Origin of the sequence: Actinoplanes sp. SE50/110, assembly GCF_900119315.1 — a bacterium.
GTDB lineage: Bacteria > Actinomycetota > Actinomycetes > Mycobacteriales > Micromonosporaceae > Actinoplanes.
In genome coordinates this window covers 7,868,793-7,888,174 of record NZ_LT827010.1, presented here as the reverse complement: position 1 = coordinate 7,888,174, position 19,382 = coordinate 7,868,793, and the positions used below count along the sequence as shown (strand labels likewise).

Below are 19,382 nucleotides of genomic sequence, written 5' to 3'. Positions count from 1 at the left end.
GTTCGGGTGTGCTGCCGCGCGGCCTCCTCCCCGAGGCCTGAGCGCCAGCGGTTGGGTAGGCGTTGGTGCAGAGCCCTGGACGCAGAGCATCGAGTCGCGAGCCCGGGCACCGCGCTTCCGGCCGGAGCGGTGTGTCCGGAGCGGTGGATGCGCAGCGGTGCCGGCAAGGGCCGGTGAGCGGTCAGCGGGCCTCCGCGAGAAAGGTGGTGATCAGGGTGGCGAGCGCCTCGGGCTGTTCGATCACCATGGCGTGCGAGGCGTCGGCCAGCGCGACGTGGCGCAGGTGGGGGATGGCCTCGGCCTGGGCCAGCACGTAGCGGCGGTGGGCCGCGTACAGGTCGGCGAACGGCTCCTGCTCGGGCAGGTCACGGGTGGCCAGAACCAGCAGCGACGGGCACTTGGTGGCGGCGTGGACCGGGGCCAGGTCCAGCTCGGTCATCAGGGCGCGCAGCTGGGTGGTGGTGGCGAAGGACGGCCGGAAGGTGGTGGTGCCGTCCTTGCCGTGGACCAGGTTGCGGCGGAAACCCTCGATCCACACCTTCTCGTTGGCGCCGCGGTCCCGGGCCGCCATCCGCTGGCGCTCGACCAGGTCGGCCAGTTCGCCGGCTTCGACGGTCTGACCGGCGGCGGCCTCGACCATGTCGAAGACGCCGGTGAGCCGCTCCAGCTCGGCGGCGGCCCGGTCCGGGGTGAGGCCGGGCAGCTGGTCGGGGCGGGTGGGCGGCGGACTGCCGTCCAGATTCACCACACCGGGGGACTCCGGGTGCCGCTGACCCCAGAGCGTGGCCAGCATGCCGCCGAGCGAATGGCCGGCGATCGCCGGCCGCTCCAGCTCCAGCTCGACGCAGACCGCGGCCAGGTCGCCGAGCGCGGCATCCCAGGTCCACGGACCGTCCGCGGACCGTCCGTGCCCGCGCAGATCGACGGTGACCACCCGGTGGTGCGGGCGCAACGCCCGGGCGAGGAGGGTCATGTGGGCGAGGTTGCCGCCGGCCCCGTGCAGCAGGAGCAGTGGCGGATGGTCGCCCCCGAAGTCCCGAACCGCGAGCTGCACACCGCCCGCGTCCACCAGGCTGTCGTTGATCATTGCGTTTCCTCGTTCCCCGTCGGTTCGGCGTCGGTCAGGTCGTCGGAGTCACCGCTCGCCGCGGAGAAGAAGCCGCTCGGATGAACGAAGTCCACCGATGGCGCCGGAACCCGGTGGGCCGCCCCCGCGGAAGTGGCACCGGACGCGGTGAGCGGGGCTGCGGTGGCCGGGGTGGTGAAGGGGGTGGCGGCGAGGAGGCGGGCGCGGACGGCGCCGACCGGAACGCCGCCGTCCGGGTCTCGGGGCAGCCGGCCGCGCCGGACCAGGTCGTGGATGGCCTGGCGGGTGATGCCGAGCATGGCGCCGGCCGTCGCGTAGGAGACCGTCGTCGCGAACGGGTGACCCATCCTGCGGACCACCGCCTGCCCGAGCGGTGTCCGCCACCACTCCACCGGTGGGGCGAACGCGTGATCGTCCGGGTAGAGGGTGGCGATCAGGCGGGCGATGATGTGCACCGCCTCGGCCTCCTCGCCCTGCTCGATCATCGCGGCCCACTCCCACGCCCGCACCTGCAGGCGGCGGCGGACGCGGTCCACGCCGGGATCCCCCTCCAGCAGGATCTCCAGCGGATCGACCAGCCGGATGTCGAGCAAGCGGATGATCTGCTCGGCGAGCAACATACTTGAAGTCTCCGCCCCTTGACGCCTCTCGTCAAGAAAAACTTGACACCGACTGTCAAGGATGCCGCAGGTGAAGGGACCGGCAACGGTACCTTCACTGTCCGTACGCCACTTTCCTCATCCGCCCGCGGGGCAATAAGGTGTCCCGCGAACCCGGGAGGATTACTGGTGCGCACGGTTCTAGCCGCGCTCGGCGTCGTCACACTGCTCGCCGCCGCGGGCTGCAAGAAGCAGGACACGGACGCCCCGGTCTCGTTGCCGCCGGTCACCATCGTGGAGCAGCCGGCGGCTTCCGCGGGCGGCGCCTGCATCCTCTGGGATTGGGCGTTCATCCAGCAGAAGATCGGGGTCCGGTTCTCGGTCGCCGCCGCCGACCAGGTGGATGACACGTCCACCTGCGTGGTGCAGACGGTCGACGGCTCCTGGCCCGACCTGTCACTGTCGGTGGTCGAGGAGACGAAGGCGGATGCCAAGGTGTTCCTGGCCAACCGCGTACCGAAGAAGGGTGTGAAGCTGAAGGGCCTCGGCAAGGCGGGCTATCGGCTGACCGGTCCGGCGGCCGACGGGCACGGCCCGACGGTGGAGATCGGCTGGTTGAGCGAGGCGGAGCAGTTGCAGACGCTGCGGTTCACCTTCGAGAAGGGTGCGGCGAGCTCGTCGGTCACCGCGATGAACGACAGGCTGCTGGAGCTCGCGAAGGCGATGGACACCACCGACGGCTAGGGCGGACCGGGGTCAGCGGGCGGCGACGAACACCCGGGATGCCACCTCACGCGGCAGCCTGATCTTGTCGCCGGCCTTGTCGATGGTGACCCCGTCCCGTTCCTGCGCGACGGTCACCGTCGTGCCCGGGTCGATCCCGGCGGCGTGCAGCTGCCGCAGCACGTCGGAGTTGGTCTGCACGCTTTCGCAGATCCGCCGGACCACGACGCTGCCGGTCAGCCCGGGGAAGGCCAGGTTGCGTTCGCCGGGGCCGGGCTGTTCCAGGGTCGCGTCGTCCTCGGGCAGGCCGAGTTGTTCCAGGCCGGGGATCGGGTTGCCGTACGGCGACCGGGTCGGCTTGTTGAGCAGCTCATAGACCCGGCGTTCGACGGAGTCGCTCATCACGTGCTCCCACCGGCAGGCCTCCTCGTGGGCTTCCTCCCACGGCATGCCGATGACGTTGACCAGCAGCAGCTCGGCCAGCCGGTGCTTGCGCATGACCGACACGGCGGTGCTGCGGCCCTGCTCGGTCAGCACCAGGTGGCGGTCGCCCTCGACGGTGAGCAGGCCGTCGCGTTCCATCCGGGCCACGGTCTGACTCACGGTGGGACCGCTCTGGTGCAGGCGCTCGGCGATCCGCGCGCGCAGCGGGGGCACGCCTTCTTCCTCGAGTTCGAGGATGGTCCGGAGATACATCTCGGTGGTGTCGACAAGGTCGTTCACGATGCGGTCCTCCCAGCAGCGATGTTACCGCGTGCCGGGGGGTTGACATCCGCCCCGGGCAAGGCCCATAAGACCCTACCGGAGCAGCATTCCGGTCCGCCCGGCTGTCCGTGGGAGCATGGCGGGATGGCGGACGAGACGACGGCGGCGGTGGTCTGGGACAAGGCCCTGCTCGACTACGACATGGGCGATCACCCGCTGAATCCGGTGCGGGTCGAGCTGACCATGGCGCTCGCCGGTGAGCTGGGCGTCCTCGACCGCCCCGGGGTGCGGTTGGTCACTCCGCGGCCGGCCACCGAGGCGGAGCTGACCCGGGTGCACCGCCCCGACTATCTGGACGCGGTCCGGCAGGCGCCGATCGATCCGTTCTTCGCCGGCTGGGGTCTGAACACTCCGGACAACCCCGTCTTCGACGGCATGCACGAGTCTTCGGCGCGGATCTGCGGTGCGAGTGTCGCGGCGGTCGAGGCGGTCTGGCACGGCGCCGCCCGCCGCGCGGTCAATGTGGCCGGTGGCCTGCATCACGCGATGCCGGCGCGGGCGGCCGGGTTCTGTGTCTACAACGATCCGGCGGTGGCCATCGCCTGGCTGCTGGACCACGGCGCGCAGCGGGTGGCCTACGTGGACGTCGACGTGCACCACGGTGACGGCGTGCAGACGATGTTCTACGACGATCCGCGGGTGCTCACGGTGAGCCTGCACGAGACGCCGCTGGCGCTGTTTCCGGGGACCGGTTTCTGCGACGAGACGGGCGGCCCGGGCGCCGAGGGGACCGCGGTGAACGTGCCGCTGCCGCCCGGCACCGGGGACGCCGCCTGGATGAAGGCTTTTCACGCGGTGGTGCCGTCGGTGGTCCGGGCGTTCGCGCCGGAGATCATCGTGAGCCAGTGCGGGGCGGACGCGCACCGGCTGGACCCGCTCGCCGACCTGATGCTGTCGGTGGACTGCCAGCGCGCGGCGTATCTGGCCATGCGGGAGCTGGCCGAGGAGGTCTGCGACGGCCGCTGGGTGGCGCTCGGCGGCGGTGGCTACGCCCTGGTCGAGGTGGTGCCGCGGGCCTGGACCCACCTGCTGGCGGTGGTCACCGGGGAGCCGCTGGATCCGGCGACCCGGACGCCGAAGTCGTGGCGGAGACTGGCGGCCGGGCGCAGTCCAGGGGTGGAGGTGCCGGAGACGATGGGCGACAGCGCCCTGATCAGTTCCCGCGCCTGGTCCCCGGCGACCGAGGACGACCCGGTGGACCGCGCGATCATGGCCACCCGCCTGGCCGTCTTCCCGCTGCACGGCCTCGACCCGTACGACCCCCGGGACTGACCCGATGGAGCGCAGCGCAGACGTCCTGCTCGCCGACGGCACCGCGGTGCACCTGCGGCAGATCCGGCCGGCCGACGCGCCGGCGATCGTGGAGTTCCACTCCCGGATGAGCGACCGCACCCGGTATCTGCGGTACTTCTCGCCCTATCCGCGGATTCCGGAACGCGATCTGCAGCGCTTCGTCAACGTCGACCACCGGGACCGCGAGGCGTTCGTCACGGTCGCCGCGGACGGCCGGATCACCTCGGTGGGCCGCTACGAGCGGCTCGGCCCGGATTCGCCGGAGGCCGAGGTGGCGTTCGTGGTGGAGGACGCCCAGCAGGGCCGGGGGATCGGCTCGGTGCTGCTGGAGCATCTGGCCGAGGCGGCCCGGGACCACGGGATCACCCGGTTCGTCGCCGAGGTGCTCCCGGAGAACGGCGGCATGCTGCGGGTCTTCGGCGATTCCGGCTATTCGGTGCAGCGGCGGTACGCCGACGGCGTGGTGCACCTGGGTTTCCCGATCGCGCCCACCGAGAAGTCGCGCGAGGTGCAGGAGTCCCGGGAGCATCTGACCGAGTCCCGGTCGATCGCCCGGCTGATCGCCCCGCGCGGGATCGCCATCTACGGCGCGAGCGCCAGCGGGCACGGGATCGGCGCCGCGATGCTGGGCAATCTGCGCGACGGCGGGTTCACCGGCGCGGTCGTCCCGGTGCATCCGACGGCGCCCACGGTGGCCGGGCTGACCGCGTACCGGAAAGCGTCGGAGGCCGGCGCACCGATCGACCTGGCGGTGATCGCGGTCCCGGCCGAGCGGGTCGCGGCGGCCCTGGCCGACGCGGCGGCGGCGGGGGCGGGCGGCGTGGTGGTCGGCAGCGCCGGGTTCGCCGAGGCCGGGCCGGACGGCGCGGCCCGGCAGCGGGCGCTGATCGAGACCGCGCACGCGGCCGGCCTGCGGGTGATCGGCCCGAGCAGTTTCGGGCTGGCCAACACCGATCCGGCGGTCCGGCTGAACGCGACCATGGCGCCCCGGCTGCCGGCCGCCGGTCGGGTCGGCTTCTTCGCCCAGAGCGGTGCGCTCGGGGTGGCGCTGCTGGCCGAGGCGGATCGGCGCGGGCTGGGCCTGTCGAGTTTCGTCTCGGCCGGCAACCGCGCCGACGTGTCCGGCAACGATCTGCTGCAGTACTGGCGGGACGATCCGGGCACCGACGTGGTGCTGCTCTATCTGGAGACGTTCGGCAACCCGCGCAAGTTCGCCCGGCTGGCGCGCCGGATGAGCCGGGAGAAACCGGTGGTCGCGGTGGCCTCGGCGACCCGTCCGCCGGGTCTGGCCGGCGATCTGCCGGGGCCGGACGCGCACGCGGTGACCGCGCTGTTCGCCCGGTCCGGGGTGATTCGGGTGGACACCGTGCAGGAGCTTTTCGACGTCGGCATGCTGCTGGCCCATCAGCCGTTGCCGGCCGGGCGCCGGGTGGCCGTGGTCGGCAACTCGTCGGCGCTGGCGGCGCTGGCCGAGGTGGCCTGCCGGGCGGCCGGGCTGACCGTGGCCGAGGGCTATCCACACGATCTGAGCCCGATGGCGACCGCGCAGGACCTGGCCGACGCGCTGGCCGACGCGGCGGTCGACGACCGGGTGGACGCGCTGGTGGTGGTTTTCGCGCCGCTGGTGCCCGGCCAGCAGCTGTCTGAGGAGGACGCGGATTTCGCGGCGGCGCTGGGCAGTGTGGCGCTGGCCGGGGAGAAACCGACGGTGGCGACGCTGGTCTTCGGCCGGGTGCCGCCGCGGGTTCCGGTCTATCCGTCGGTCGAGGAGGCGGTCCGGGCGCTGACCCGGGTGGTCAACTACGCCGAGTGGCTGCGCCGCCCGCCGGGGCGGATGCCCGCGCTGTCCGGGCTGGATCCGGCCGCCGCGGAGGCCGCCGAGAGCACGACGGAGCTGCTCGCCGCGTACGGCGTCGAGGTGGTGCCGTCGACCCTGGCGGGTTCCGAGCGGGAGGCGGTCGCCGCCGCGGACGCGCTGGGCTATCCGGTCGCGCTCAAGGCGGCCGGTGGCGGCTTGCGGCACCGGATCGACCTCGGCGCGGTCCGCTTGGCCATTCAGGATGAGGATGACCTGTGTACGTCGTATCGCGACCTCGCCGCGGCCTTCGGCCCGGAGGTGCTGGTGCAGACCATGGTCGCCCCGGGCGTCGCCTGCGTCGTCGAGGTGGTCGAGGACCCGGCGTTCGGCCCGGTGGTCGGTTTCGGTCTCGGCGGGGTGGCCAGCGAGCTGCTCGGCGACCTGGCCTGGCGGGCCGCCCCGCTGACCGACCGGGCCGCGGAGGCGCTGGTCGACGAGCCGCGCGCGGCCCCGCTGCTGCACGGTTACCGGGGGTCCACCCCGGTCGACCGGGCCGCTCTGATCGACCTGTTGTTGCGGGTCGGCCGGCTCGCCGACGAGCGCCCGCGGATCCGGTCGTTGCTGCTCAACCCGGTGCTGGCCCGGCCGGACGGCTTCTCCGTGCTGCACGCCGCGGCGGAATGGGGCGAGCCCGGCGTCCGTCCGGACACCGGGCCGCGCCGCCTGCGGTGATAGCGGTCAGAGAGGTCAGACCGCGTAGGCCTCGAGGCGGGAGGCCCGTTCCGGGTCGCGCAGCTTCAGCATGGTCACCTTCTCGATCTGGCGGATCCGCTCGCGGCTGAGGCCGAATTCGCGGCCGACCTCGTCGAGGGTGCGCTGGCGGCCGTCGTCCAGGCCGAAGCGCAGCCGGATCACCGCGGACTCTCGCTCGGAGAGGGTGGCCAGCACGATCTCCACCTCGCTGCGCAACTCGCCCTGCGAGACGCCCTCGCCGGGCTGGTTCGGGTCGACCGCGGCGACGAAGTCACCGAGCGCGCTCTCGCCGTCCTCACCGACCGCCTGGTCGAGGCTGACCGGCTCACGGTCGTACGAGATGAGTTCGATGACCTGGAATTCCGGCACCGCCATCGCGGTGGCGATCTCGGCGATGCTGGGCTCGCGGCCGAGCTGGGCGGACAGGTCGCGGCGGGCCCGGACCATCCGGTTGACCTGCTCGACCATGTGCACCGGGATGCGGATGGTGCGGGCCTGGTCGGCCATCGCGCGGGTGATCGCCTGCCGGATCCACCACGTCGCGTAGGTCGAGAACTTGTAGCCCTTGGTGTAGTCGAACTTCTCGACGGCGCGGATCAGGCCGAGGTTGCCCTCCTGGATCAGGTCCAGGAACGCCATGCCGCGTCCGGTGTAGCGCTTGGCGATGCTGACCACGAGCCGCAGGTTCGCCTCCAGCAGGTGGTTCTTGGCGGCCCGGCCCTCGGCGATCACGATGTCCAGCAGCTCGGCCAGCGCGGCGTCCGCGGCCGGCAGCTTCTCCTCGGCGTAGAGGCCGGCCTCGATCCGCTTGGAGAGGGTGACCTCCTCCACCGCGGTCAGCAGGCGGGTGCGGCCGATGCCGTTGAGGTAGGCGCGGACCAGGTCGGCGGAGACGCCCCGCTCGTCCGTCGCGTCGAGGTCGACCACCTGCTCGACTTCGTCGGTCATGATGTCCTCAACCGTCGCCTTCGTCTCCAGGACCACTTGAGTCCCCTCCCCGTTCGTCGTGCCTACCAGCCGCATCCGTGCCGGTGACCAGAAGCTTCGTCGCCCGCGCGTTAAGCGGAGGTGAGGCCAGCGTCCAGGTGGCATGAATCAGGGAGAACCCTGAAGTCCGCAAGCCGACAAGGCCGGGTGAAACGGATAATGTGCAAGACCGACGAAGGGGTGGGCCGTGGTCTTCCGGAGGATGTTGCAGGCACTCGGGGTGGGCGGGCCGTCCGTCGACACCGTGCTGACCGATCCGAACTGCTTTCCCGGCGGCTTCCTGGCGGGAAACGTCCACATCGCCGGCGGTGACCACGCGGTCGACGTGGAGTACGTCGCGGTCGGCCTGATGACCCGGGTCGAGGTGGAGACCGGCGACAACGAGTACCAGACCAATCAGGAGTTCCACCGGCAGCGGCTGACCGGTTCGTTCCGGCTGGAGCCGGGCGCCCGGCACGACGTGCCGTTCCGCTTCGAGGTGCCCTGGCAGACCCCGATCACCGAGCTGTACGGCCAGCATCTGCACGGCATGACGATGGGCCTGGCGACCGAGCTGGAGGTGGCCCGGGCGGTGGACAAGTCCGACCTGGACGCGGTGCAGGTGCACCCGCTACCCGCCCAGGAACGGATCCTGGAGGCCCTGCTGCGGCTGGGTTTCCGCTTCCACAAGGCCGACGTGGAACGGGGCCGGGTCTACGGGGTCGAGCAGGAGCTGCCGTTCTACCAGGAGATCGAGTTCCACCCGCCGGCGCAGTACGCGTCCGGGATCAATCAGCTGGAGCTGACCTTCCTGCCCACGCCCCGGCGTCTGCAGGTGGTGCTGGAGCTGGACAAGCGCGGTGGCCTGTTCACCGAGGGGCACGACGCCTTCGGCAGCTTCGACGTCGACTACGCCACCGTGGACCGGGTGGACTGGACCGCGCAGCTCGACGACTGGCTGCGGCAGTCCGCCCGCCGCCGCGGGTTGTTCTAGAGCTCCAGCAGGATCGTGCGCGGTCCGACGTTCACACTCTCGACCAGCATGTGCGCCCGGAAGCGGCCGGTCTCCACCGTCGCTCCCCGGGCGCGCAGCGCCTCCGCGTAGGCGACGACCAGCGGCTCGGCCACCTCGGCCGGGGCGGCCGCGATCCAGCTCGGCCGGCGACCCCTGCGCGCGTCGCCGTACAACGTGAACTGGCTCACCACCAGCAGCGGCGCGTTCTCGTCGGCGGCCGACCGGTCGCCGTCCAGGATGCGCAGCTCCCAGGTCTTGCGGGCCAGGTCGGCGGCTTTCGCCGGGGTGTCGTCGTGGGTGACGCCGAGCAGCACCAGCAGCCCGTCGGTGATCGATCCGACGATCTCGTCGTCGACCGTGACGCTCGCCCGGCTCACCGTCTGCACCAACGCCCGCATGCCACCACCGTTCCGAGCGCCGCGCCGGTCGCGGCGACTCGGATACCGACGGTAGCCGACCGGTCAGCCGGCCTGGTCGCTGGTGTACTCGTCGGCCGGGGTCCGCAGCGCCCCGGTGGTGGCGTCGCCGGTGGTGGTCGGCGCCACGCCGGGTCCGGTGCGCGGCCGGTTCGGGAAACTCGCCGGTCCCGCCGTGCCGCCGGTGGTGGTCATCAGCCCGCCGGTCGACGGGCCGCCGTTGCGCAGTTCCTCCGGATCGGTGCCGGCCGGGACCGTGCTGGACAGGTCGGAATCTTCGCTGCTCATGTGCACCTCCGTGATGGTCGGGCCGGGAATGCCCCAGGCGGGACCCGGCAAACGTCCGTCCGTTGGATCGGAGTGGCTCAATAGCTCGGCGGTGCTCCGCTGATCGATGCCAGGATTTGCCTGGTCGGGGGCGGTGTCTAGCCCGGTGACCGGGCCGGGCGTTGCGCTCTGCGATCGAGGTGGACCTGGTTTCGTGCGCTGTCGTGCGCCGGACCGACCGGACTCAGACGGGAGAATCACCCATGCCCCTCACCAGCACCACCGGAGGGCGGACGACCGAAGCCCCGCGGGCCGCCCGTCCGGCGCCCGCCACCACTGCCAGCCGCACCGCCCGGGCACCGGACGGCGACGCCAATCGGCGACAGGCCCGTTCGGTGGCCAAACAACAGCAGGCGGCCGAGCGGATCGCGGCGGCGACCGCCGAGATCTCCGCCCAGAACGCCGAGGCCGCGGAGGCTTCACGGCAGCTCACCGACTCGATGCAGCAGATCGCGGCGGGGGCCGAAGAGGCTTCCGGCGCGACGCAGCAGAGCCTGGCCGCGATGAACCAGATCGAGGACCGGGTCAACCGGCAGGAGTCGACCACCCGCCAGGTCGCCGACCTGAGCCAGGCCCTGCAGGTGCTGCTCAACGAGACCCGGTCCGGGATCGTCGGGCTGCTCACCAACGTCGAGAGCGCCTCGGCCCGGCAGACCGAGTCCGTCGTCACCATCTCCGAGCTGGAGAAGCAGGCTGACGAGATCGGTGAGATCGTCAAGACGGTGGCGCACATCGCCGACCAGACGAACCTGCTCGCGCTGAATGCGGCGATCGAGGCGGCCCGGGCCCGGCAGCACGGCAAGGGCTTCGCGGTGGTCGCCGACGAGGTGCGCACCCTGGCCGAGACCAGTGAGCGCAGCGCCCGGCAGATCCGCGACCTGATCGACGAGGTGCGCAACTCGGTCACCGAGATCGCCGGCGCGGTGCAGACCTCCGCCGAGACGGCCCGGGGCGAGGCGGAGAAGGGCAAGTCGATCACCTCGCAGCTGGAGACCATCCGGGCCGACATGGGCACGATCATGGCCGGCGCGACCGAGATGGCGGCCGCGGCTGAGCAGGCCAAGCGGTCCGCGGGCAGTGCCAAGCAGCGGTCCGAGGAGATCGCGGCGGCGGCCGAGCAGCAGTCGGCGGCCTGTGAGGAGTCGTTGCAGACGGTCGGTCAGCAGACCCAGGCGCTGCGGCAGAGTGAGCAGGCGGCCGAGGCGCTCGCCGAGGTCTCCGAGACGCTGCGCAGCAGCACCGACATCGCCAAGAGCGCCGAGGACGTGGCGTCGGCCGCCGAGGAGCTCTCCGCGGCGGTCGAGGAGATCAACCGCGCGGCCAACCAGATCAACGTGGCGATCAAGGAGATCAACACTGGGGCCCGGACCGCGGCGGAGAAGGGCGAGCAGACCTCGGTGCTGGTCACCCAGATCGAGCAGGGTGCCCAGCTCTCCGCCGATCGCGGTGGCGCCGCGGTGGAACGCTCGGACACCATTCTGGAGATGCTCGCCGCCAACAAGGAGGCGGTCGACTCGATGATCGACGCGATCGGCCGGGCCGCCCGCGAGGGCATCGAGAACGTCCGGAAGGTCACCGAGCTGGAGCAGATCTCCCGCCGGATCGACAAGATCGTCGACGCCATCGCGAACGTCTCGATCCAGACCAACATGCTCGCCGTCAACGGCTCGGTCGAGTCGGCCCGGGCCGGCGAGTTCGGCAAGGGCTTCGCGGTGGTCTCCACCGACATCCGGAACCTGGCCCGGGACTCGGCCGACAACGCGGACCGGATCAAGGACCTGGTCAAGGCGGTGCAGGACCGGATCGTCGAGGTCCGCGGCGACCTGGAGGAGACCAGCCGGATGTCGCTGGCCGAGGTGGAGACGGCGAAGGCCACCACCGCCCGGCTGGACGAGATCGAGCGGGACATGCAGCAGGTCCGCGGCGGCAACCTGGAGGTCCGCGAGGGCGCCGAGCAGATCGCCAAGGTGCTCGGCGAGGTGAAGATCGGTCTGGAGCAGATCTCCGCCTCGGCGAACCAGGCCGAACAACTGGCCGGGCAGGCCTCCACCGCGGCCCGGGAGCAGGCGCAGGGGGCCGAGGAGCTCGCGGCCGCGGTCGAGGAGATCGCCGCGCTCGCCGACGAGCTGCAGAACGCCGGCTGAGCCCGACCGGGGGAGGGAGCTTCGATGAGCGTCGACATGGACGAGGACGCGGACCTCGGCGAGGACACCGCGGACTACGTCACCTTCGACATGGTGGGGGAGCGGTACGCCTTCCCGATGCGCCGGGTCCAGGAGATCATCCGGATGCCCTCGGTGGTGAAGGTGCCGCTCGGGCCGCCGTCCCTGGAGGGTCTGGCCAACCTGCGCGGCCGGGTGCTGCCGGTGGTCAACCTGCGGCAGTGCTGCTCGATGGAGCAGGCCGAGCACGACGAGACGACCCGGGTGATCGTGGTCGACGGCGGCGTGCCGCTGGGCTTCGTGGTGGACCGGGTGGCCAGCGTGATCAGCATCGATCCGCAGGACCTGGAGCCGGGCGAGGCGGTGCAGGCCACGGTCCGCTCGGACGTGCTGGTCGGGGTGATCAAGTCGGACGGCGGGGAGATGACCACGGTCCTCGACGTCGACCGGCTGATCGGCAGCCAGTTCGCCCGGCTCGCGGAGAAGCGCGGCCCCGGTGGCCGGGAGTCGGTGACCCGGGTGTCCGGTGAGGCCGATCCGGATGCCGATCTGGACGACACTCTGGAGCTGGTCAGTTTCGCGGTCGAGGGCCAGGAGTACGCGCTGCCGATCGACCAGGTGCAGGAGATCGTCCAGGCGCCGGAGTCGGTCAGCCACGTCCCGAACGCCGGCAGCCGGGTGCTCGGTGTGATCGACCTGCGCGGCCGGCTGCTGCCGGTGGTCAGCATGCGGCGGGTCTTCGGCCTGCCGGTCACCCCGCTGGAGCCGCAGAACCGGATCGTCGTGGTCTCCCTCGACGACGGCGTGGTCGGCGTGGTGATGGACACCGTGCGCGAGGTGCTGCGGGTGCCGCACCAGCTGGTGGCGCCGCTGCCCGGGGTGGTGGCCGGGGAGGGCCGCAAGACCGAGGTGGAGTCGGTGGTCCGGCTGGAGGACGGCAAACGGCTGGTCTCGGTGCTGAGCGTGAACCGGATGTTCGACTCACCCGAGGTGCGTGACGAGATCGCCGGATATCGGGAGGACGACGAGGAGATGACCGCCGAACGGGCCAGCGAGGCCGACGACGGCCGTGGCGACGAGGAGCTGTTCGTCGTCTTCCGGCTCGACGATGAGGAGTACGCGGTCGACGTCGACGCCGTGCAGGAGATCATCCGGGTGCCGGAGGCGCTGATCCGGGTGCCCAAGTCCTTCAGTTTCGTGGAGGGGCTGGTCAACCTGCGCGGCACCGTGCTGCCGGTGGTCGACCTGCGGACCCGGCTGGGCCTGGAGCGCACCGAGCGCGACGAGCGGCAGCGGATCGTGGTGCTGATCATCGGCGGGGTGCGGACCGGCTTCATCGTCGACTCGGTGGCCGAGGTGGCCCGGGTCGGGCGCAACGTGCTGGAGCCGGCTCCGGAACTCTCCGAGGAGCAGGCGCGCGTGGTCTCGCGGGTGGCCAACCTGCCGGACCAGCAGCGGATGCTGCTGCTCGTGCAGGTCGATCAGCTGCTGGCGGCCGAGCAGGCGGCGGTGGCGGCCGAGTTGTGCGAGGACGTCGTGTCCGAGGCACTCGCCGGGGTCTAGGGCGATGCCAACTTCGGTCCTGGTCGTCGACGACTCGGCGCTGATGCGCCGGGCGCTCAAGGGCATGCTGGCGGAGGCCGGCGACTTCGAGGTGCACACCGCCCGCAACGGGGTGGACGCGCTGGAACAGTTGGAGCGCGTCCACCCGGACGTGGTCACCCTCGACGTCAACATGCCGGAGATGGACGGGCTCACCTGCCTGGCCCAGATCATGGAGAAGCAGCCCACCCCGGTGGTGATGGTCTCCTCGCTGACCGATCACAACGCCCTGGTCACCCTGGAGGCGTTGCAGCTGGGCGCGGTCGACTACGTGCCCAAGCCGGGCGGCACGGTGTCGCTCAACATCGATGAGGTCGCCACCGAGCTGGTGCAGAAGGTGCGCGGCGCGGCCCGGGCGAAGCTGAAGCGCGCCACCGGTCTGAAGAGCCGGATCCGGGCCACGCCGGCCCCGCTGGAGACCCGGCCGGCCGCCGTCGACCTGGTGCTGATCGGCTCCTCGACCGGTGGCCCGGCGCTGCTCTCCGACCTGCTGCCACAACTGCCCGGCACGCTGAGCGCCCCGGTGGTGGTGGCTCAGCACATCCCGGCCTCGTTCACCGCGGCGCTGGCCCGGCGGCTGGATGAGACCTGCGCGCTGCGGGTGCACGAGGTGGACCGGATCATGACAGTCCGGCCCGGCAACATCTACATCGGCCGGGGCGGTGCCGACGTGGTGGTCGCGCGCCGCACCGACGGCCTGATCGTGAAGTCGGCCCCGGCCGCCGCCGAGTACCGCTGGCATCCCAGTGTGGACCGGCTGGTGGCGTCGGCACACCGCTACCTGGACCCGGCGCGGCTGGTCTGCGTGCTGCTCACCGGGATGGGTGACGACGGCGCCAAGGAGATGGCCGCGGTCCGTGCCGGCGGCGGCCGGACCATCGCCGAGGCCGAGGAGACCGCGGTGGTCTGGGGGATGCCCGGCGAACTGGCCGCCAACGGCGGCGCGACCGAGGTGCTCCCGTCGTACGAGATCGCCGACCGGCTGGCCGACTGGGTGCGCTGAGAAAGGTTGATGATCATGGGACTGGTCAAGAAGCCGGCTGCCGCGCCGGAACCACCACCGAGCCTCGGCCCGGACGACCTGATCGCGCTCCTCGATCACCCCGACCCGGAGCGCCGCCGGGAGGCCGCCTTGGACCTGGCCGGGGTGCCCGAGGCGGTGCCCGGGCTGCTGGCCCGGGCCGGCCTGGAGACCGAGCCGCGGGTCCGCGACGCGGTGCTGACCACCCTGGCCGGGCACGACACGGAGGCGGTCGCGGCCGGTCTGGCGGTGCACCTGGCCAGCGACGACGCCGGACTGCGGACCGCGGTGGCGGAGGCGCTGGCCACCATGCCGGGCTCGGTCCCGGCGCTGTTGCCCGACCTGCTCGCGGCGCCCGACCACGACGTGCGGGTGATGACCGCGATGGTGCTGGCCGACCTGCCCGACCCGGAGGCCCGCACCTGGCTGGTCCGGATGATCACCGACGACCCGCACCCGAACGTGGTCACCGCCGCGATCGACGCGCTGCTGCCCGGGGCCGGTCCCGAGCACGCCGCGGTGCTGGAGGCCGCCGCCCAGCGGTTCCCGGACGACCCGTTCCTGATCTTCACGGTCCGGGCGGCGCTGCCCCGGCTGACCGGTACGGCCTGATGGCGGCCGCGGCACCCTCGGGCACCGGACTTTCCGACGCCGAGTTCGACCGGTTCACCGAATACTTCTACAAGCGCACCGGCATCCACTTCACCCCGGGCAAGCGGTACTTCGTCGACAAGCGGGTGGAGACCTGCATCCGCAGTTCGCCGTTCGACACGTTCGCGAGCTGGTTCGCCGCCCTGCGGATGGACCGGCCGGACATGCTGCAGGAACTGATCAACCAGCTCACCGTCAACGAGACGTACTTCCTGCGCGAGGACTACCAGTTCGACGCGATGCTCAGCACGGTGCTGCCGAAGACCCTGGCCGCGCGCGGCGGGCCGGGCCGGATGTCCGGACCGGTCAAGATCCTCTCGCTGCCCTGCTCGACCGGCGAGGAGCCGTACTCGATCGCGCTGCGCCTGCTGGAGGAGTGGGACCAGATCGACCATGTGGACGTGGAGATCCACGGGGCCGACATCGACAGCGAGGTGCTGGCCAAGGCGGCGCACGCCAGTTACGGCGAACGCTCCCTGCAGCGGGTGCCGAAAGCCTGGGTGAACAAGTACTTCACCTCGGTCGGGTCCGGCCGCTTCCAGGTGGACGAGGGCATCCGGAGCGCGGTCACGCTGCACCGGATGAACGTCTGCGACACCGCCGCGATGAAGGCGTTCCGGGACTTCGACGTGATCTTCTGCCGCAACGTGCTGATCTATTTCGACGAGCTGTCCAGTCGCCGGGCCGCCGAGAACCTGTACGGGGCGCTGCGCCCGGGCGGCTACCTCTTCCTCGGGCACTCCGAGTCGATGAGCCGGATCTCGCCGATCTTCACCCCGACCCGCCTGCCGGAGGGCATCGTCTACCAGCGACCGACCGGAGCGAAGTGATGACCCGGGTTCTTGTAGTGGATGACGCCGCCACCGTGCGGCTCTATCACACCAGCCTGCTGCGCGACGCCGGGTTCGAGGTGGCCGAGGCGGCGAACGGGCTGGAGGCCGTCGAGGCGGCCATGACCACGCCGTTCGACCTGTTCCTGGTGGACGTGAACATGCCGAAGATGAACGGCTACACGTGCATCGAGACGCTGCGGTCGGAGACCGTCGGCACGGCCGCCCCGATCCTCATGATCAGCACCGAGGACCGGCCCGGCGACGCGGACCGCGCGTATCAGGCCGGAGCGAATCTCTACCTGGTCAAGCCGGTCCCGGCCGATCGCCTGATCCGGGTCGCCACGATGCTCACCTCCGGAAAGGACCCGGAGGCATGAACCCGCTGCTGTCCCAGTTCCTCGCCGAGGCGAACGATCTGCTCGCCTCGGTCGACGACGGTCTGCTCCAGCTGGAACGCAACCCCGGCGATCCCGAGCTGGTCAACGAGGTGTTCCGGGCCGCGCACACGTTCAAGGGCTCGTCCGGGCTGTTCGACTTCCCCGAGCTGACCCGGCTCACCCACGCCGCCGAGGACCTGCTGGACGCGGTCCGCGGCGGCCGGCTCGCGCTCGACTCGGGAATGGCCGACGACCTGCTGGCCGCCTTCGACCTGATCCGCGGCTGGCTGGCCCACGTCACCGCGCACGAGCGGCTGCCGGCCACCGCCGGCCAGGACGCCGCCGGGCTGATCACGAAGCTGCGGGCGCCGCTCGGCGGCGAGCCTTCGGCCGCCGATCAGGAGCCGATCGCCGCGGTACGACACGTCGACGCCGCTCCGGACTGGCTGGCCGAGCTCGGCACCGAGTGGTTGATCGAGACCGCCACCTGGCTCAACACCACGTCGTCCACCCTGCGGTTCCTGCGCTATCTGCCCGACCAGGACTGCTTCTTCCGCGCCGAGGACCCGCTGCATCTGGTCCGGCAGATCCCGGGCCTGGACCGGATGGTCGTGGTCCCGCCGGCCACCTGGCCCGCCGTCGCCGAGTACGACGAATACGCCTGCCTCCTCTCCTTCGTGGTGGCCACCCGGGCCTCGTACGGCGAACTGCACCATCTTTTCCGTTACGTTCCCGATCAGGTCAGCTACGTCGAGCTGGACGCCGCCGCGATCAACCGGCACCTGGAGGGCGAGGACGCCGAGGAGATCACCCCGCCGCCGGTCCCCGAGCCACTCAACATCGACCCCGGCCTGGCCGCCGACGCCCGCGCGGTGCTCACCGCCGCGCACCGCACCCTGGCCGTCGGCGAACCGGCCGGCACCCAGCTGGTCGCCCTGACCGCGTCGGTCACCGCGGCGGCCCGGGCGCTGGGCGTCCCGCTCGATCTGACCGGCGCCGACGCCGAAGCGGTCAACGCCGCGGTCGAGGGCGTGCTGGGCCGGGCCCCGGCCGAGGGCGCCGCGGAACCGCCCGGCGTCGACTCGCCGGTGATCGCCGCGCTGGCCGCTCCGCCGGCGCCGGTGCCGGCCGCCGAACCGGCCGGCCGGGCCGACGACCCCGGCGGTCAGGTCGGCACCCGGGTGCTCAAGGTCGACCAGGAGAAGGTGGACCGGCTGATGGAGCTGGTCGGCGAGCTGAACGTGGCCAAGAACGGGCTCACCTTCCTGGCCGCCGCGGCCGAGGAGGAGTTCGGCAGTCGAGCGCTCAGCCGCCGGATCAAGGACCAGTACGCCGGGCTGCACCGGATCGCCGAGGAGCTGCAGGCCGCCGTGATGGACGTCCGGATGCTGCCGCTCTCGGTCGCCTTCGGCCGCTTCCCCCGGCTGGTCCGGGACCTGAGCCGGCGGCTCGGCAAGACCATCGAACTGGTCACCGAGGGCGACGAGACGATGGCCGACAAGGACGTCATCGAGGCGCTCGGCGACCCGCTGGTGCACCTGGTCCGCAACAGCCTCGACCACGGCATCGAGACCACCGAGGAGCGGATCGCGGCCGGCAAGCCCGGCACCGCCCGGCTCACCCTGGCCGCGGTCGCCGACGGGGACGCGGTGCTGGTCGAGGTCTCCGACGACGGGCGCGGGGTCAACCCGGCGCGGGTCAAGCAGAAGGCGTACGAAAAGGGGCTGATCTCCGAGGAGGAGCTGGAGTCGCTCAGCGACAGCGAGGCCGTCGATCTGGTCTTCCGCCCCGGCTTCTCCACCGCCGACCAGATCTCCGACCTGTCCGGGCGCGGGGTCGGGATGGACGCCGTCCGGGCCAGCGTCGAGAAACTCGGCGGCAGCGTCACCATGCGCTCCGAGCTGGGCACCGGCACCACCACCCGGCTGCGGCTGCCGCTGTCCATGGCGGTCACCCAGGTGATGGTGGTCAGCGTGGCCGGGCAGCGCTTCGGTGTCCCGGTCGACCTGGTGGTGGAGACGGTCCGGGTGCCGGCCGCCGAGATGGGCCGGGTGCTGCACCAGGACGTGGTGGTGATGCGCGGCGAGGTGGTTCCGGTGATCGACCTGGCCCGGGCGTTGCAGATGCCCTGGGCGGCGGATCCGGACCGGGACCGCGCGGTGCTGATCGTCTCGGTCAACGGTCAGCGGGTCGGCCTGCTGGTCGAACAGTTCCACCGGGAGGTCGACGTGATCCTCAAACCGATGGAGGGTCTGCTCGCCTACGCCGACGAGTTCTCCGGCACCGCGCTGCTCGGCGACGGCCTGGTGCTGCTGGTGCTCAACCTCAAGGAGGTGCTCGGCCTTGCCGCTCGAGCTGCATGACGAGAACGCCACCCTGATCGGCGTGGTCACCGTCGACGAGGTGGAACAACTGGTCGGCTGGCTGCGCTCGTGCCAGCGGCCCCGGGTCAGCCTGCGCCGTTGCAACCATCTGCACACCGGCGCACTCCAGGCCCTGCTGCTTTTCCGGCCGAAGATTTCAGCAGCACCGAAAGACGCCTTCCTGACGTCCCAGGTGCTGCCGCTGCTCACCGGGAGCAACGGCGACACCGGCCGACAGGGGACCGAACCGCCATGACCACCGTGATGCTCGTCGACGACTCCGCCACCATGCTGATGAGCCTCAAGTCGATCCTGACCAAGGCCGGATACTCGGTCGAGACGGCCGGGCACGGCAAGGAGGCGCTCGACAAGCTCGGCAAGGGCGTCAAGCCCAACCTGATCATCAGCGACGTGAACATGCCGCAGATGGACGGGATCACCTTCGCCCGTGAGGCCCGGAAGGCTCCGGGTATGCGGTTCACCCCGATCCTCATGCTGACCACCGAGTCGGATCAGGCCAAGCGGGTCGAGGCGAAGAACGCCGGCGCGACCGGCTGGCTGGTCAAGCCGGTCGGACCGGACCAGCTGCTGGGCGTGATCAAGCAGGTGCTGCCCGGGGCCTGAGGCCCGT

At 71.5% G+C, this 19,382-nt stretch carries 19 protein-coding genes; 13 read left to right on the top strand and 6 right to left on the bottom strand.

The features are described from left to right. Positions 1-181: 181 nt before the first annotated feature. Together ACSP50_RS35175 and ACSP50_RS35170 are read right to left on the bottom strand one after the other, a co-directional pair. Entirely contained in the window at positions 182-1,087 is a 906-nt protein-coding gene (locus tag ACSP50_RS35175) for an alpha/beta fold hydrolase (protein WP_014694089.1), read from the bottom strand. After that, positions 1,084-1,707: a hypothetical protein gene (locus ACSP50_RS35170; RefSeq protein WP_014694088.1), complete on the bottom strand. Its 624-nt coding sequence runs from the start codon at positions 1,705-1,707 to the stop codon at positions 1,084-1,086. The genes ACSP50_RS35175 and ACSP50_RS35170 overlap by 4 nt, the downstream gene beginning before the upstream one ends. Before the next feature lie 168 nt (positions 1,708-1,875). On the opposite strand from ACSP50_RS35170, the gene ACSP50_RS35165 reads away from it, so the two are divergent. Continuing rightward, positions 1,876-2,430, top strand: a complete 555-nt coding sequence (locus ACSP50_RS35165) for a hypothetical protein (protein ID WP_014694087.1) — start codon at positions 1,876-1,878, stop codon at positions 2,428-2,430. Positions 2,431-2,442: 12 nt separating this feature from the next. On the opposite strand, the gene ACSP50_RS35160 is transcribed toward ACSP50_RS35165, so the two are convergent. Further along, positions 2,443-3,105, bottom strand: a complete 663-nt coding sequence (locus ACSP50_RS35160) for a metal-dependent transcriptional regulator (RefSeq protein WP_052311978.1) — start codon at positions 3,103-3,105, stop codon at positions 2,443-2,445. Positions 3,106-3,258: 153 nt separating this feature from the next. Here ACSP50_RS35160 and ACSP50_RS35155 point away from each other — a divergent pair, with 153 nt between their 5' ends. After that, positions 3,259-4,446 carry an acetoin utilization protein AcuC gene (locus ACSP50_RS35155; protein ID WP_014694085.1) on the top strand — a complete coding sequence of 396 codons (1,188 nt, stop codon included), beginning with the start codon at positions 3,259-3,261 and terminating at the stop codon, positions 4,444-4,446. Between the two features lie 4 nt (positions 4,447-4,450). Further along, a complete protein-coding gene (locus ACSP50_RS35150; RefSeq protein WP_014694084.1) occupies positions 4,451-6,997 on the top strand; it encodes a bifunctional GNAT family N-acetyltransferase/acetate--CoA ligase family protein in 2,547 nt (848 codons plus the stop codon). A gap of 15 nt (positions 6,998-7,012) precedes the next feature. Here ACSP50_RS35150 and sigB read toward each other — a convergent pair whose 3' ends face one another. After that, positions 7,013-7,966, bottom strand: a complete 954-nt coding sequence (gene sigB, locus ACSP50_RS35145) for an RNA polymerase sigma factor SigB (protein WP_043516178.1) — start codon at positions 7,964-7,966, stop codon at positions 7,013-7,015. A 226-nt stretch (positions 7,967-8,192) separates the two neighbouring features. On the opposite strand from sigB, the gene ACSP50_RS35140 reads away from it, so the two are divergent. Next, positions 8,193-8,978, top strand: a complete 786-nt coding sequence (locus tag ACSP50_RS35140) for a sporulation protein (RefSeq protein WP_043512804.1) — start codon at positions 8,193-8,195, stop codon at positions 8,976-8,978. Here ACSP50_RS35140 and dtd read toward each other — a convergent pair. Continuing rightward, entirely contained in the window at positions 8,975-9,397 is a 423-nt protein-coding gene (dtd, locus tag ACSP50_RS35135) for a D-aminoacyl-tRNA deacylase (protein WP_014694081.1), read from the bottom strand. The genes ACSP50_RS35140 and dtd overlap by 4 nt on opposite strands. Before the next feature lie 63 nt (positions 9,398-9,460). Beyond that, the gene (locus tag ACSP50_RS35130; RefSeq protein WP_014694080.1) at positions 9,461-9,703 is read right to left on the bottom strand and encodes a hypothetical protein; all 243 of its coding nucleotides are present in this window, start codon (positions 9,701-9,703) and stop codon (positions 9,461-9,463) included. Between the two features lie 242 nt (positions 9,704-9,945). Here ACSP50_RS35130 and ACSP50_RS35125 point away from each other — a divergent pair, with 242 nt between their 5' ends. Genes ACSP50_RS35125 through ACSP50_RS35085 form a run of 9 tightly spaced genes read left to right on the top strand, consistent with a single transcriptional unit; the run spans position 9,946 to position 19,375 of the window. Then, positions 9,946-11,886 carry a methyl-accepting chemotaxis protein gene (locus tag ACSP50_RS35125; protein ID WP_014694079.1) on the top strand — a complete coding sequence of 647 codons (1,941 nt, stop codon included), beginning with the start codon at positions 9,946-9,948 and terminating at the stop codon, positions 11,884-11,886. 24 nt (positions 11,887-11,910) lie between these two features. Continuing rightward, positions 11,911-13,467: a chemotaxis protein CheW gene (locus tag ACSP50_RS35120; protein WP_014694078.1), complete on the top strand. Its 1,557-nt coding sequence runs from the start codon at positions 11,911-11,913 to the stop codon at positions 13,465-13,467. 4 nt (positions 13,468-13,471) lie between these two features. Then, positions 13,472-14,509 carry a chemotaxis-specific protein-glutamate methyltransferase CheB gene (gene cheB, locus ACSP50_RS35115; protein WP_014694077.1) on the top strand — a complete coding sequence of 346 codons (1,038 nt, stop codon included), beginning with the start codon at positions 13,472-13,474 and terminating at the stop codon, positions 14,507-14,509. Positions 14,510-14,524: 15 nt separating this feature from the next. Further along, positions 14,525-15,139, top strand: a complete 615-nt coding sequence (locus tag ACSP50_RS35110) for a HEAT repeat domain-containing protein (RefSeq protein ID WP_231956781.1) — start codon at positions 14,525-14,527, stop codon at positions 15,137-15,139. Continuing rightward, positions 15,139-16,008, top strand: coding sequence for a protein-glutamate O-methyltransferase CheR (locus ACSP50_RS35105; RefSeq protein ID WP_014694075.1), 870 nt, complete (start codon positions 15,139-15,141; stop codon positions 16,006-16,008). The genes ACSP50_RS35110 and ACSP50_RS35105 overlap by 1 nt, the downstream gene beginning before the upstream one ends. Further along, entirely contained in the window at positions 16,008-16,388 is a 381-nt protein-coding gene (locus tag ACSP50_RS35100) for a response regulator (protein WP_014694074.1), read from the top strand. Before ACSP50_RS35105 ends, ACSP50_RS35100 begins: the two co-directional genes overlap by 1 nt. Then, positions 16,385-18,751: a chemotaxis protein CheA gene (locus tag ACSP50_RS35095; protein ID WP_014694073.1), complete on the top strand. Its 2,367-nt coding sequence runs from the start codon at positions 16,385-16,387 to the stop codon at positions 18,749-18,751. The genes ACSP50_RS35100 and ACSP50_RS35095 overlap by 4 nt, the downstream gene beginning before the upstream one ends. Further along, positions 18,732-19,007: a hypothetical protein gene (locus ACSP50_RS35090; RefSeq protein WP_014694072.1), complete on the top strand. Its 276-nt coding sequence runs from the start codon at positions 18,732-18,734 to the stop codon at positions 19,005-19,007. The genes ACSP50_RS35095 and ACSP50_RS35090 overlap by 20 nt, the downstream gene beginning before the upstream one ends. Next, a complete protein-coding gene (locus ACSP50_RS35085; protein ID WP_014694071.1) occupies positions 19,004-19,375 on the top strand; it encodes a response regulator in 372 nt (123 codons plus the stop codon). The genes ACSP50_RS35090 and ACSP50_RS35085 overlap by 4 nt, the downstream gene beginning before the upstream one ends. The last annotated feature ends 7 nt before the right edge of the window (positions 19,376-19,382 follow it).